The organism is Bartonella sp. Raccoon60, from assembly GCF_002022585.1.
Lineage (GTDB): Bacteria > Pseudomonadota > Alphaproteobacteria > Rhizobiales > Rhizobiaceae > Bartonella > Bartonella rochalimae.
This window is the reverse complement of record NZ_CP019786.1, coordinates 1,411,561-1,426,039: the sequence shown is the minus strand read 5'-3', so window position 1 is coordinate 1,426,039 and position 14,479 is coordinate 1,411,561. Positions and strand designations below refer to the sequence as shown.

12 protein-coding genes are annotated in these 14,479 nt (G+C 34.5%); 5 read left to right on the top strand and 7 right to left on the bottom strand.

Annotated elements, in window-relative coordinates:
* Positions 1-1,172 precede the first annotated feature (1,172 nt).
* The gene (gene tsaD / locus Bra60_RS06345; protein ID WP_035006453.1) at positions 1,173-2,267 is read left to right on the top strand and encodes a tRNA (adenosine(37)-N6)-threonylcarbamoyltransferase complex transferase subunit TsaD; all 1,095 of its coding nucleotides are present in this window, start codon (positions 1,173-1,175) and stop codon (positions 2,265-2,267) included.
* Positions 2,268-2,303: 36 nt separating this feature from the next.
* Complete coding sequence (locus Bra60_RS06340; protein ID WP_078698167.1) at positions 2,304-2,726, top strand: EVE domain-containing protein; 423 nt, start codon at positions 2,304-2,306, stop codon at positions 2,724-2,726.
* A gap of 2 nt (positions 2,727-2,728) precedes the next feature.
* On the opposite strand, the gene Bra60_RS06335 is transcribed toward Bra60_RS06340, so the two are convergent.
* Positions 2,729-3,292 (bottom strand): L,D-transpeptidase family protein, encoded by a 564-nt coding sequence (locus tag Bra60_RS06335; RefSeq protein WP_078698166.1) that lies wholly within the window; start codon positions 3,290-3,292, stop codon positions 2,729-2,731.
* A gap of 67 nt (positions 3,293-3,359) precedes the next feature.
* Here Bra60_RS06335 and Bra60_RS06330 point away from each other — a divergent pair, with 67 nt between their 5' ends.
* The gene (locus Bra60_RS06330; protein WP_078688968.1) at positions 3,360-4,040 is read left to right on the top strand and encodes a response regulator transcription factor; all 681 of its coding nucleotides are present in this window, start codon (positions 3,360-3,362) and stop codon (positions 4,038-4,040) included.
* Between the two features lie 60 nt (positions 4,041-4,100).
* Here the strand turns inward: Bra60_RS06330 and Bra60_RS06325 are convergent, their stop codons facing one another.
* The 5 genes from Bra60_RS06325 to argH all read right to left on the bottom strand — a co-directional run bounded on the left by Bra60_RS06325 (position 4,101) and on the right by argH (position 10,562).
* Positions 4,101-4,871, bottom strand: coding sequence for a class I SAM-dependent methyltransferase (locus tag Bra60_RS06325; protein ID WP_236823982.1), 771 nt, complete (start codon positions 4,869-4,871; stop codon positions 4,101-4,103).
* A gap of 231 nt (positions 4,872-5,102) precedes the next feature.
* Positions 5,103-7,520: a TIGR02302 family protein gene (locus Bra60_RS06320; RefSeq protein WP_078698165.1), complete on the bottom strand. Its 2,418-nt coding sequence runs from the start codon at positions 7,518-7,520 to the stop codon at positions 5,103-5,105.
* A gap of 115 nt (positions 7,521-7,635) precedes the next feature.
* Positions 7,636-8,910, bottom strand: coding sequence for a diaminopimelate decarboxylase (gene lysA / locus Bra60_RS06315; protein WP_078688965.1), 1,275 nt, complete (start codon positions 8,908-8,910; stop codon positions 7,636-7,638).
* Positions 8,911-8,917: 7 nt separating this feature from the next.
* Positions 8,918-9,097: a hypothetical protein gene (locus Bra60_RS06310; protein ID WP_035006462.1), complete on the bottom strand. Its 180-nt coding sequence runs from the start codon at positions 9,095-9,097 to the stop codon at positions 8,918-8,920.
* A gap of 64 nt (positions 9,098-9,161) precedes the next feature.
* Positions 9,162-10,562, bottom strand: a complete 1,401-nt coding sequence (gene argH, locus Bra60_RS06305) for an argininosuccinate lyase (RefSeq protein ID WP_078688964.1) — start codon at positions 10,560-10,562, stop codon at positions 9,162-9,164.
* 33 nt (positions 10,563-10,595) lie between these two features.
* Between argH and Bra60_RS06300 the strand changes: the two genes are divergently transcribed.
* A complete protein-coding gene (locus tag Bra60_RS06300) occupies positions 10,596-11,294 on the top strand; it encodes a TlpA disulfide reductase family protein (RefSeq protein ID WP_078688963.1) in 699 nt (232 codons plus the stop codon).
* A 465-nt stretch (positions 11,295-11,759) separates the two neighbouring features.
* On the opposite strand, the gene Bra60_RS06295 is transcribed toward Bra60_RS06300, so the two are convergent.
* Positions 11,760-12,635: a YihY/virulence factor BrkB family protein gene (locus Bra60_RS06295; protein ID WP_035006466.1), complete on the bottom strand. Its 876-nt coding sequence runs from the start codon at positions 12,633-12,635 to the stop codon at positions 11,760-11,762.
* A gap of 664 nt (positions 12,636-13,299) precedes the next feature.
* Between Bra60_RS06295 and Bra60_RS06290 the strand changes: the two genes are divergently transcribed.
* Entirely contained in the window at positions 13,300-14,475 is a 1,176-nt protein-coding gene (locus tag Bra60_RS06290; RefSeq protein ID WP_078698164.1) for a COG4223 family protein, read from the top strand.
* The last annotated feature ends 4 nt before the right edge of the window (positions 14,476-14,479 follow it).

Genomic DNA, 14,479 nt, shown 5'->3' with positions numbered 1-14,479 from the left:
TTTTAAAATTGTCGCTGCATTACTCATTTGAAGAGAGACCGATTATTTGCAATATTCTTATAGGATTAAAGAAAAATATTTTTTATTATAAGTGTTAATAGACTGCTCTCTGTATTTCTAAATTATAATGAGCTTCCTTTCTGTAATGCAGTAAAATGCTTGCAGATTAGAAATATTTGTAAATTTAGGATCTTCTTTTGCAAAGATTACTCGATCGTTTATATTTGCATAATTCTTTTGTAAATTGCTTATTTTCGTTTAACTGTAATAAATGTTAAAAAATCTTCAATACCTTATTTAATATAGGAGATACGATATAATTCTTTAAGAAAAGCTGTTGGTATGATCGTCATAATAAGGACATATAATTTTCTAAATGCAAAAGCTTATAGGTCTGTTTAGAATGATTTTTTGACTCATTATCTCAGGAAAAGCAATTAAAATGTGCTCATTTGTCATTGGTAATTATCACGCTGTCGTGAGCCATTTCTTTGTAGAATTTATAAGAAGATGACGGTGTTTCTTATGTGTATTAACTCAGACATTAGCGTTCTCATATTCATATAAATAAAGTGAGAAGTATTGATTATTCTATTATGTAAGAGCTCTTCATAAATCTGTACTCTCTAAAAAGTATGTAATATACGGCGTAATTGATGCAATTATTCTTCTCCTATGAGTATGACGATGATTTATGATTATTTTTAAGTATGAAGAAGCAATTGTAACCAAATAATTAGTAATCTGAGGGCAGAATTTTTTGAAATTGGTTCAATTTAGGAAACATATAACATTTATAGCCCATCCTACAAATATTATTAAGTCAGTATAATGTGTATATTTTACTTTTCCAGAAAATCAAATAAATGATTTACTTGATGGTGAAATAAATCAAATTAAAGCGTCACATTTTATGCGACTGAATCATTGTCATAAAGTATTTTATAAGAGTATAGAGATTGTACAAAACTTTATAAATATATGCAAAAAGCATTAGGTCTAATCATTTTTTTGATGAGTGCAAAAATTGCTCCCATAGTTCTTATAAGGTATAGAGTGAAATCTATTTATTTTCAGATCGATTAATTTAAAGGTGAAATTCTTTGCATCTTTATTTATTCATGATACGTGTATGCTTTAAAGATATTTCATAATATGAGATTTGGCCTAAAATGCGTTTGTTGGGAATAGAAACAAGTTGTGATGAAACAGCAGTCGCTGTTATTGAGCACAACAATAAGGGAAAAAGCCGTATTCTTTCCAATATTGTTTGGAGCCAAATTGACCACCACGCGCCTTATGGTGGTGTTGTTCCTGAAATTGCTGCACGCGCTCACATTGAAATTCTTGATGGTTTAATTCTTCAAGCGCTTACAGACGCTGATCTGAAACTCAAAGATATTGATGCCATTGCAGCAACAAGTGGTCCTGGTTTGATAGGAGGACTTTTAGTTGGGCTCATGAGTGCAAAAGCACTAGCTTTTGCTACCAGAAAGCCTTTTATTGGCGTCAATCATCTAGAAGGACACGCTTTGACAGCTGTTTTAACGCATAATGTTAATTTTCCTTATTTATTGCTCTTAGTTTCAGGGGGGCATACTCAAACAATCCTTGTTCATGAGGTGGGGAATTACCAGCGTTTAGGAACCACTATTGATGATGCATTAGGAGAAGCTTTTGACAAAACCGCAAAACTCTTAGGTCTTTCCTATCCTGGTGGTCCAGCACTTGAAAAAGCTGCTTTATTGGGGGATAAAAATCGTATTTCTCTTCCACGACCTTTGAAGGGTGATAAGCGGTTAGATTTCTCCTTCTCTGGTCTTAAAACGGCTGTTCGGCAAGTTGCAACAGCTATGGCACCTTTAACAGAAAGTGATGTTTCCGATATTGCTGCAAGTTTTCAAGCAGCTGTTATCGATATATTGCAGGATCGCGTTGGTCTATCGTTACAACAATTTATCAACCATTATCCGTTTTCTCGTCATGAGGCATCTCCTCTCCCTGCTTTAGTTGTTGCTGGAGGAGTCGCAGCTAATCAAGCTATTCGTTCTAGTTTGCAAAAGCTTGCTCATCAACACGGTTTTGAATTTATTGCTCCACCTCTTTCTTTATGTACGGATAATGCTGCAATGATTGCTTTTGCTGGTGCTGAACGTTTAGCACGGGGACAAGTAAGTTCTCTTGATATCGGACCTCGATCACGCTGGCCATTAGATGAAAAATCTCTTCCTTTAGTCGGGACAGGGCGTCGTGGAGTAAAAGTATAAATCTGGAAACTTATTAAAGTTTATAAAGGAAATTTTATGGCTTATTGGCTTTTCAAATCTGAACCTTCTAAGTGGTCGTGGGACATGCAAAAACAAAAAGGATTTGATGGTGAACAATGGGATGGTGTACGCAATTATCAAGCACGCAATAATATGCGCGCTATGAAATATGGCGATAAGGGTTTTTTTTATCACTCAAATCAAGGACTAGAAATAGTTGGTATTGTGGAAGTATGCGCTGAAACACATCCTGATTCTACTAGTTCAGATCCACGCTGGGAGTGTGTAGATATTCGTGCTATTTGTGATATACCAAATCCCGTTTCATTAAAACAAATTAAAGCTAATCCAAAATTAAAAAATATGATGCTGGTTAAAGCTACGCGCTTATCGGTACAATCAGTTACAGAAGATGAATGGAAAGAAGTCTGTTCTATGGGAGGATTAAAAGTAGCATAGCTTTAACCTAAAATAATAATTTTTGTTTGCCGATTAATATAAGGTAAAATACGTTGCATATCACGATATGAAAGTGCGATACATCCTTCTGTTGGCGTATAATTATTTTGTGCTAAATGTATGAAAATAGCACTTCCTTTTGCCATCTTTCGTTCTGTAATATTCCAATCTAGAATAAGGCCCATATCATAGAGGCCATCTTCACGTTGCATCTTTTCAGCACTTTTTGGATAAGGAAGACGTACCAAACGATTATAATTGGCATCTCCACTTGCATCACACCAACCGTCGTGTGCTTGAATATGCCGGATTGCTAAAATTGAACGTGGGAAATAACGGTAAAAATTATTGCGAAATCCCCCTAAACAACGCATATTGGCTAAAGGAGTAGCACCATCACCTTCACGTTTAAAAGCAGAGATACCAGCTCGCCCTAAAGCACAAAAAAAGCGATGCTGACCAATACACAGAATACCCTGTGTCTGCATACCTGTTTGTCGACGGATAACAATAGAAGAAACAAAAGCTTGTTTTTTATATATTTTCTTTTTTAATGTCACTTGCAAGCAATCCTATTTTCATGAAATTATTCTTTCTTCAATCTTAGTGAAAATACATCTTATAGGAAAAAAAATGAAGGATTATACCCTTTTAATCGTTGTGGATGATAACGATCTTCGTTCTATTCTTGTAGAACAATTGCAAATTCATAAAGAGTTTGAAGTGCTTCAAGCAAAAACTACTGAAATAGGGATTATAGTGGCTCAAAAAGACAATGTTGATCTCGCTATTTTTGATGTAGAACTTCCCGATCTCGATGGTCGTGAAGCTGTAAAAAAATTACGCTCCCAAGGATTTCGTGCTCCCATTATTATGATGACTCATTATGATACAGATTGCGATACTATTTTAGGTTTTAAAATGGGTGTTAATGATTATGTGACAAAACCTTTTCGTTTTTCAGTGCTTTTAGCTCGTATTCGCGCCCAATTGCGCCAATATGAACACAATGAAGATTCTTTTGATCTTGGTCCTTATATTTTTAAACCTAGAGAAAAATTCCTTATTGATCAGCAGAACAATATAATTAACCTTACAGAAAAAGAAACAGCAATTCTTAAATATCTTTATGAGACTAGAGATAAAATTGTAAGTCGTGAAACATTATTGGAACACGTTTGGGGCTACAACGCAAATATTATCACGCATACATTGGAAACCCATATTTATCGTTTGCGTAAAAAAATCGAAAAAGATCCTTCTAAAGCAAAAATTCTTGTTACCGATCATAATGGATATCGTTTGAATCTTTAATTGTGTTGGAGGCGCGCTGTTTGAAATACAATTCAGATAACATTGTTCTAAGATAAAAATTTAGATTAAAGTGGTCTGTCTCTTTGTACATGTTTGTGGTGTTAGTGTAGGAATAAAAATGCGTCGCGACTGATGACGTTGCACAAAAGAACCTTGATAGACATGTTTTTCTGCTGAACACATTAAAAGTCCACCAAAATAAGGAAAAATATGACTTGCTAATGATTCATAAAAAAATGAACATAACCGCGATATACAGTTTAAAGAGGGCATATAATGGACAATTTCTTGTACTGATTCAGTAATAAAATTGGTTTCTCTCAATAAACGAACTATTTGTTGTCGGCTATAAGATTTGCCATAACCAAAAGGTGTACGGTCATTACGTGCCCATAATCCATAACGATTAGGAACAATAACAATAAGGCGACCATTAGGAATCAAAACACGCCATATTTCGTTTAGTGTTTCGTATGAATTTTCTGTATATTCAAGTGCATGTATTAATAAAATGCAATCAATCGAAGCATCCGGAAGAGGCAAATCTTCTTCAAAAACAAGTGCTGTAGCAACTTTATCGGGATAAGGCCAAGGTGATGCTCCTTGACTAGCAGGCATAAAAGCACAACACTGCTTTGCACGTTTACGCAATGCAGAAAGATAAGGAAGTGTATAGCCAAGGCCCATAACTCGTTTATCTATAAGATCAGGCCAACAGACATTTAACTGATCATAAACTGTCATTTGCATACGCATACCAAGCGTAGAAGTATAAAAATCTTTTAATGTGATTATATCCAATTTAAAATACCGTTTAGAAGCAAATTTCAAGTATCGCAAGTTTTCACACACTTAAATTTATATGGAATTCTGCTTTTTTGTCTCAAGAAGAAAAATCTTAATCTTTAATTTCCTTCATCCGAATGATTTTAAAAGCATGGGGAAAAAGTTATTTTATCGTCTCCTTTATTATAAGTAATTAACTTTATTATTATCTGTAGTGCTTTTTTATTGCATAATAATTTGCACTATATTTTCAAAATAGTCGCAAAAATTTTTTCTTCAATTAAAATGAAGTAATCTTTCAAGATAATTCTTTTCTTCTTCTGAAATATACTCATTGCTAAGGCGTTTGCGAATTTCATCCAAAATTTGCCGTGCGCGCATTCTATCATTTGCTTTTGGTTCAATTACACCTTCTCGTTTTTGGTCAATTTCTGAGGAGAGTGGACGCCCTAATGGATCTTTACGGTTACGAATAACATTCTGATTATTTTTTTCTTTATTGAGCATGTTACGCATCTTTTTTAATACATTTTGTGCGCCTTGTCGCAAAGCTTCTAAAGCATCTGATTGATTTTGTATTGACAATTCATAGTCTTGCTTATCAAAAGCATCTCTTGCAGAATTCATTTTCTCTTCTGCTTCTTTCAGGTCATCATTTGATTCAAATCCTTCTGCTGTCAATTCTTTTTTCAATATTGATAATTCAGATTGCAACTCATTTTGGCGTTCTTTTAAGGATTCACTCTGTACTTTGGGCGTACTGTTTCCATGTTGCTGATCTGTTTTTAAATTGTGTGTATCATTAAGAATTTCTTGCTGACGACGCATTAAATCACCAAGTTGATCTATTTTTTCTTTCATTTGTGTCGTTTGATTTTTGTTTTGCCCGTTTGTTTGATGACTTTTCCGTATTTGCAAATGATCAAGTGTTTGTTCAATTTCAGCTAAAAGTTGTTCCGCTGCAGAAGAAGAACCCATTTTAGCCATTTCTTCCATTGAATTCAGTTTATTTTGTAATGTATCTATAGAGAGATTAGCCTCTCTTGAATCTTTATCTTCTGGTGCTTTTTCAGCTAAAGCATGGATATAATCATTTACAGCTTGTCGTAAATCTGCCATAAGTCGCTCGATTTCAGCAGCAGAAGCACCATGCTGCAATGCATCACGGAGAGCAGCTTGTGCTTGTTTTAATCTCTGTTGAGCAGACTCGAGCTGATTATCTTCAATACCTAAAGCAATTGTCCATAAATAATCAACGACATCTCGCAATTGATCCTCTGTTTGTGCCATAGAAAGCCTTGTCCATGCACTCTGTAAAAGAAGAAAATGAGTTGTATTTTGAAGACCATTTTCTGGACGTAAAAGCAAAGCAGAAATCATATCAAGTACATGCTCGCGTTTAGATGCGTTAAGAGCCAATAAACGACGTTGTTCATTGATTGCACGTGCAACAGGATTTGCAAAAATGCGCTCTGGTAACGTCATGAGAAAAGTTTTACTGCGTCTCTGTTGGTCAGCACCATCTTGTACTATCAAAGTAATTTTTACTTCTGAACCAGCCCACGGATGGCTTGATAAATCTTGCACTGTCCGCATTTTACCTTTTCCACCACGTGCTAAAAGAAGTTTTATTTCAGGTGCTTTATAAAGGGGAGAACTATTTTTTTCTTGATCAAAAAAAGGTTCTATTTCAACAAAAGCATTTGTAACTCCATAATCATCATCCATTTCATACTGCAATTCTAATGATCCAGATAAAATTCTTTCTGGTTTTTCTAACCAATGAATCGTTGGTAATTGATCTTTAATCATGCGTAAATGCCATTGTTGTTGCTTATGGCGCGACGCTAAAGATAAATAAATTGAACGCTCTAAGTGTGTTTCAAAACGAATAATTGAATTATTTAAAGCCGGTTGTTCGTTCTTCTTAGTAAGTGAAATTTTCTGGCCATCTTCTTCAGAGATTGCTGTTACTGTAACACCAGCACCATTGACAATACGTACAACAACCTCACTACCTTCAGGAATTGTAAATAGTGTTGTTTCATTTTGCGTTAAATAAATGGGTGCAACTCCTGTATAAGCAGGTGGTGTAACCCAAGCATCAACGCGCATTAATGTTTCATCAACGGTAGGACGAAAATCAAATGCATCTGCTAAACGTCCACCTGATGAACCAAAAGAAAAACTAAAAGCACAAACACAAAATAGAATAAATAAAGCTCTAAGAGCCATGGGATCGTAGGAAGCACTCCTGAGATAAATTAATCCAATTCGCAAATGATGCAATTGTTCTGCCATACGGCGCTGATGTTCACGCCAAATATTTGTAGTTGTATCTTCTTCATCTTCAAAGTGTAAACGATCTTTTTGAACATTGAGAGGTTGGTGTTTGAGATTATTTGTTTTTTCGATATGGTCATTAATATCTTTGATTGTGGGCAAACGGAAACCGAAAAGCAGAAAAAGACTCCCCGTTGCTATAAAAAGCACGAGCCATAGAAGAAATAAATGCGCCCAATAACCAAGAGCATTGAAAATGCCAAACCAACTCAGCGAATATAAAAGGCTCAGAGCAAGAAAAAAGGGTAATAATCGTGGCCATATTCGCTCACAAAATAGGATACACCAAACAAGAATGCGCACAAACAAAAGCTTTAGCTCTGAAAAACTTTTGATGTTTTTATTGTTCATAGATAAATAGTTACCTTTTTTTATAGCGGTGCATTGAAATCATAAGATTCATACAAAATAATTATGGGAAAATAAATTGTTTCATGAGAGTTGAGTGAAAATAAGACTAAGATATTTAAAAATTTTCAATCCAATCTGGAATTTGATCGAGTCCGATCAATTGTTCATAATCAAGACGTGGACGAATAACTGCATACCGCATATCTTGAACTAAAACCTCTGGTATTAAAAGTCGGCTATTATAAGTATTTGACATAACCGCACCGTAAGCCCCTGCTCCTGTAACAACCAAAAGATCTCCTTGCGACAAGAGCGCTAAAGAACGATTCAAACCTAAATAATCACCCGTTTCACAAACAGGGCCAACAATATCTGCATTGATCAGCGGAGTATCTATTGGTTTTTCTTTTACCAGGAGCACATTTTGCCAAGCTTCATATAGCGTTGGGCGAATGAAATCATTCATTGCTGCATCAACAATAACAAAATTTCGCTCTTTTCCCCTTTTTAAATGTATTACAGATGTGACGAGTATGCCAGCTTCACCAACAATACTACGTCCAGGCTCTAGGATAATATTGATCCCTAAAGGGGCAATATGTTTTCTAACAAGAGCTGCATACTCAAAAGGAGAAGGTACGGAGTGATGTTCAGAACCACAAGGAATTCCAAGTCCTCCTCCAATATCAACATGGGTTATAGTATAACCATCATTCCACAACTGACGGATAAAATCTACCGTAATAAGAAAAGCATCTTCAAAGGGTTTTAAATTACAAATCTGACTGCCAATATGTATATCTACACCACAGATGTATAAACCAGGCAATTGAGCGGCTTTTTTATATACTTCTCGTGCTGATGAGAGTGGAATACCGAATTTATTTTCAGATTTCCCTGTTGTGATTTTTTTATGAGTTTTTGCATCCACATCTGGGTTAATTCGCAGTAAAATGCGTGCTGTTGTCGAAAGTGCAACAGCACGTGCTGATAATTGTTCAAGTTCTGGTTCTGACTCAACATTAAAACAATGAATATTTTGCGTAAGAGCAAAATCAATCTCTTTCACTGTTTTACCAACACCAGAATAAACAATTCGATGAGCAGGAATACCGGCAGCAAGTGCACGTCGGAGTTCACCTTCTGATACCACATCAGCTCCTGCTCCACTCCGTGCTAAGAGTCGTAAAATTGCTTGATTAGAATTCGCTTTGACTGCATAAGCAATCAGATAAGGCATATCTTGAAATGCTTGCTGATAGTTTTCAAAATTTGTAATAAGTGTACGCGCTGAATAGCAATAAAAAGGAGTCCCTACCTTTTGCGCAAGCATAGAAAGTGAAAGGTCTTCAGCGTGAAGTTCGCCTTGATAATAAGAAAAGAAATGCATAAAAAACCTATTGTATCAGCTGATCAAGAAAAAAAGGTTTATCTGCTTTTCTTTCAGAAATAAATGCTTCTTGTGAAGGATTCATGATTGTTGAAGATGGTAAATCTAATATTTCTCTCCGTCCACATCCAAATATGATAACATTGCAGAAAAGAATAATTATTAAATTTTTCACAATGGTTATCATATATCTTTTCCTATTATGTTGATATTGTTTCTGTTTTATTTTTTGTATTAAAAAATAAAATCACTTAAGCGGCTATAAGGCGCTTTTTCCAATAAGCAATTTGATGCAGAACTTCTGAAGGTGCTGTTCCACCAAAACTTTTCCGGCTTTTAACGGATTTCTCAACTGTCAAAATATCAAAAATGGTTGCATTGATATTGGGATGTATCGTTTGAAGTTCAACTAATGTTAGCTCATTAAGAGTGCACTGTTTTTTTTCTGCTAATGCTACAATAGATCCAGTAATATGGTGCGCCTCACGAAAAGGAAGCCCTAATTCACGAACAAGCCAATCAGCTAAATCAGTTGCTGTTGCATATCCAAAATGAGCTGCTTGTTTCATGGCTTCTTTATTAACTTCAAGATCACCAATAATCCCTGTCATAGCTGCTAGCGATAATTCCAAACTCAAAGCTCCATCAAATACATATTCTTTATCTTCCTGCATATCTTTTGAATAAGCAAGGGGTAAACCCTTCATCACTGTTAAGAGTCCAATTAAAGCAGCATTTAATCGCCCTGCTTTAGCGCGTATAAGCTCGGCAGCATCAGGATTTCTCTTTTGTGGCATAATAGATGAACCCGTTGAAAAAGCATCTGATAAACGAATAAAGTGAAATTGTGCACTCGACCAAAGAACAATTTCTTCTGCTAAACGGGAAAGATGCATAGCACAAAGAGTCCCAACGCTTAAAAATTCTAATGCAAAATCACGATCTGAAACACTATCAATCGAATTACGCGTTGGCTCACGAAAACCTAATGCTTCTGCTGTCATAAAACGATCAATCGGAAAACTTGTACCTGCTAGAGCAGCAGCCCCTAAGGGGGATTCATTCATTCGTTCAATAGCATCATGCATACGCGATAAATCTCGACTAAACATTTCAACGTAGGCCATCATATAGTGACCAAATGTAACAGGTTGTGCGGTTTGTAAATGCGTAAAACCTGGCATAAAAGTATCGACATGCTGTTCTGCTCGAATCAGGAGTTGTTTTATCAGCTCTTTTAAAGCTTGTGTCATTTTTTGCATTTCTTCTCGTACCCACAAACGAAAATCAACAGCAATTTGATCATTTCGTGAACGTGCTATATGTAAACGTCCTGCAACAGGGCCAATTAATTCACTCAGCCGTGCTTCAATATTCATATGAATATCTTCAAGTTTTCGTGAAAATGTGAATGTACCCATTTCAATTTCTTGATGAATCTTCTTTAAGCCATGGGTAATTTTTTCATAGTCGGATTGTGAAATGATTTTTGTTTGCGCTAGCATGGCTACATGACAAAGTGAACCTTCAATATCTTGTTTATAAAGTTTTTGATCAAAATCAATTGAAGCGTTAATTTCTTCCATAATTGCGGCAGGTCCTGCTTTAAATCGACCACCCCACATCTGGTTTTTTAATTCTTCATCTGCCATATCTTAAAATACCTATTGAAAAGGACAAAAATTATGATTCATAAAATTTTTATCAGCCGAAAAAATAAGAATAAAAAAACACAATATTTTCTTATGTTTTTTATGATTGTTTTAAGTTTATACACAACAATTAATCAAAATAACAACAGAAGAGCATTCTTTCCAAATTTTATTTCAGAGGCAAGAGCTCAAGAAACAGATATCAATAAGCAACAGACGGAAAAAATAGGAGCAATTAAAAAAGCAGCAAAGGGCTTTTTTACACATATACGATTTGCCGATACTCTTTATGATATGAACCAATTGTCTTTTAAAGATATTGAGGGAAAAGATCATAATTTGTCTGAATTTAGGGGAAAACCAATACTCGTCAATTTATGGGCTGTTTGGTGCGCACCTTGTCGCGCAGAAATGCCAGAATTAGCACGATTAAAATGTGATATGGGGGGAAATAATTTTGATGTTATAGCTATTAATATTGATAAAAATACTTCTGCTGAAAAAATTCAAAAGTTTTTAAATGATGCTCATGCTGATAATTTAGTTTATTATCGGGATAATACAATGAATATTTTTCAGGATATTAGAAAAAAAGGACTCGCTTTAGGTTTGCCTATCACATTTCTCATAAATAAAGATGGTTATCTTATTGCTTCGTTTAATGGCGCTGCTCCATGGGCTGATGATGATGCAAAAGCGCTTATAAAAGCCGTTATTGAAGAGAATTTATAACTTTCATAATTAAATTTTAAATGGAGTGCGATTAAATCTAGAACTCATGCATAAAGCAGGTATATTTTTGCAATAAAAAAGGCAAGGTTCACCTGTTAGATAGCTTTATTTCTAAAGATTGTTTATTCTTAACAGTTTGACCAATCACACTTTCGATAAGAAAATACCTCATTGATGAAGCACATTCATTTAGGCTGCAGAATTTGTATTTCACGCGCTCAAAGAAGTTATATTTGTACAAATGAGCTTCGTTTATGATTATCATTTAAATTTTGTTATCTAATGAGGTTTACAGTGAAAATCGCTCTCACGATAAGGGATTTTTAGGAGAAAACAAACAGTTGGTTACAATCAATATTTCAAGCTGATAAAAGTTTTATATTATGATCAATTCCGGATTTTAGAAAATGAGTATCAATTCCATTTCCGAAAATGATAGGCGTTTTTTGTGTTTGTCTTTTGCATTCAATCAATAGAGAATGACTTTAATGGATCTGTGCGTTGTGCATGATCACGATAAAATATAATTGCTGCATTTATTTCTCCTCCTAAAATAAAAATTGCACTTAAGATATACAGAAAAATAATTGCAACCATAATAGAAGTTAATCCTGCGTAAGTAGAAGCATAATTAAACATTGTTAAATATTGGGCAAAGGCAATAGAAGTTAAAAACCAAACAAATATTGTCACTAAAATACCTGGTAAAATATCTCTTACTTTTCGCTGTCCCGCTGGCAACCATTTGTGAACAATTAAAAGACTCGTAAAAAGAACAACTATCGCAATTATATAACGCCATAAACGAATTATGCCAATATATTCAGTAATCTGAGAAGAGTGGTTTTGCATAATTTTAATCAGTAAAGGTGCTAAAACCAATAAAAAGCTAATAACAACAAGACCTACTGTCCCAATAATGACGAAAAATAAACTTTGAAAACGACAAAAAAACAAGCTGCGTCGATCAATAACACGGTAAGCTTTATTTAATGCTGTACGCAAAGCACCCACACCATTTGAAGCAAAATAAGCGGCTCCAATAACTGAAAGTGTTAATAAATCTCCCCGTTGTGTGGTGAGGACAGTAATGATTTCTTTAGAAAGAGGTTCTGCAATTGCATCCGGCAACAATTGTACAAGTGCTTCAATTTTTTGCGGTGTATATGTAAATGCTCCAAGAAAACTAGCAAGAGATGTCCCGAAAATAAAAAAAGGAAAAAACGCTAAAAGTCCCGAAAGTGCAACATGACTCGCAAAGGCACTCCCATTATCACGAAAATAATGACTCACTGCGTTAAAAAAAATACGGTAGCTATACCAAAATGCCCTTTTTATCACATTTAAATACCTTTGGATAATAGCTTCACGCTTAGCATAGTTTTTTCATTGGGAATATATAAAAATAAAAAACATTTGCACAATAGGAACTGTTTATCAGAATGTTCATCTATGGTAGAGGTAAATATTGTCTACCTTATATTTTAACATTGTGAAGAATATATCGGAAATAAAAGGGGAAAAACGATTTTAGAGCGTTTTAAGATTGTACTGGATAAATTTATAGGAAGGAACGTTCGTAAATGAAGCTGAATTATTTTAAAAATAATGAAGTTACGGAGGGCGTTTTAAAGAGTGCATAGCGTTTGATTATACTCATGAAAATATCATACAGTATGCTTCTAGAGGATTTTCTCGTATATACTATGAGAAGCATTTTTTCAATTTGGGTGTTTATATTTTTGTGTCTTTTAAGAATTTCCATTCTCAATTATTTCATTATTGTTTGTAAAATATTATAAGACTAAACATATTCATTATTTTTATTTTAAAAAAGGATCTTGAGTAAGAGAAATTTGAAAAGATTTTATTTGTCCTTATCATACACTGTTCATAAGAAGCCCTCTGCAAAAAAGGATGTTATTCGAAAAACATCTAATTTTTAAAGTTTTTTTCATTTTGATATCGTATTGTAAAAAAGCATGTGGTAAAAAAAGTGATCATTATGGTAAATTCTTCAAGATCAAAAGAAAAATTAAAAAGTTCTAAGGCATCTAAGGCATCTGTTGTTAAATCTGAAATTATAGCTCATGACTCAGAACAAGAAACACAACACTCAAAAGAGCCGATAATAACAAAGCAAAGCGATGTTGAGCGCAAGACTGTAAGTGGTGTTGCTTTTACTTCTTTAATGGTTTCAGGGATTATTTGTGGTCTTATAACTATCAGTCTTTGGGTAGGTCTGCAAAGAGCAGGTTTTCTTCCATCTTTTTTAGTGGTTGATCATTTGGAAGAAGAAAAAAATCTTCAGATTACTAGGCATGCAAAAGAAAAAGCAGAAGAAACAGAGAAACAGTTGAATCATATGCTTCAACAGTTTGATGTATTGAAGAGAGAGTTTTCTTCTTTTTCATCACAACAGGTTGAAGCTTTTCAAGAAGATGAATCTTTTCAAAAAGAGAGAAGCAAATCTCTTGCACTCTTAGAAAAAAAAGTAGATGCTTTCGAAAAGAATATACAGACTTTAATGAGAATATCAGAAGATGTAAAGACAGCTTTATTTGTTGGAGAAAGTAATAAAAACGATATTATTACTTTAAAACAACAGTTAGATACTGTCCAAAAAGAAATATTCACTCAAAATAGCGAAAAAAATGGGATAAATACTGCACGGTTTGTTGCAGTCAATGCATTAAAAAACGCTATAGATCGTGGTGGATCTTATGTGCGTGAGTTGGAAACAGTACAACATTTTTCATCTTCTGTTGAAGGATTGGATTTGTTACAGAAAACAGCGCATACTGGTCTTCCAAGCTCTGCAAAGCTTTCAGCTGATTTTGCTTATGTTGCAGATAAAATTGTTGGGACGCAAAATAGTCTTGCATCGGATGCTGATTTTTTAAAGAAGATTGAGATATGGATAAAAAGTTTTATTGTTTCGCGTCCAATTGGATATGTTGAAGGGACAACAGTGCCTGCAATTGTGGCACGGATGGAAGTTTCTATTCAAGCTGGAGATTATGAAAAAGCTTTAGCTGAATGGCAAACTTTACCTCAAAATGCTAAAGATATTTCGGTAGATTTTATTGATCAACTTAAACGACATCTTGCTGTCCAGCACGTTCTTCAACAGTTGTTGATTGGAATGCCAAAAGAAACTTCCGAAGCTGCAAAAATGTAAATAG

Coding starts and splice junctions, on each gene's coding strand:
- tsaD (WP_035006453.1), top strand. CDS start 1,173: ATGCGTTTGTTGGGAATAGAAACAAGTTGTGATGAAACAGCAGTCGCT.
- Bra60_RS06340 (WP_078698167.1), top strand. CDS start 2,304: ATGGCTTATTGGCTTTTCAAATCTGAACCTTCTAAGTGGTCGTGGGAC.
- Bra60_RS06330 (WP_078688968.1), top strand. CDS start 3,360: ATGAAGGATTATACCCTTTTAATCGTTGTGGATGATAACGATCTTCGT.
- Bra60_RS06320 (WP_078698165.1), bottom strand. CDS start 7,520: ATGAACAATAAAAACATCAAAAGTTTTTCAGAGCTAAAGCTTTTGTTT.
- lysA (WP_078688965.1), bottom strand. CDS start 8,910: ATGCATTTCTTTTCTTATTATCAAGGCGAACTTCACGCTGAAGACCTT.
- Bra60_RS06310 (WP_035006462.1), bottom strand. CDS start 9,097: ATGATAACCATTGTGAAAAATTTAATAATTATTCTTTTCTGCAATGTT.
- argH (WP_078688964.1), bottom strand. CDS start 10,562: ATGGCAGATGAAGAATTAAAAAACCAGATGTGGGGTGGTCGATTTAAA.
- Bra60_RS06300 (WP_078688963.1), top strand. CDS start 10,596: ATGATTCATAAAATTTTTATCAGCCGAAAAAATAAGAATAAAAAAACA.
- Bra60_RS06290 (WP_078698164.1), top strand. CDS start 13,300: ATGGTAAATTCTTCAAGATCAAAAGAAAAATTAAAAAGTTCTAAGGCA.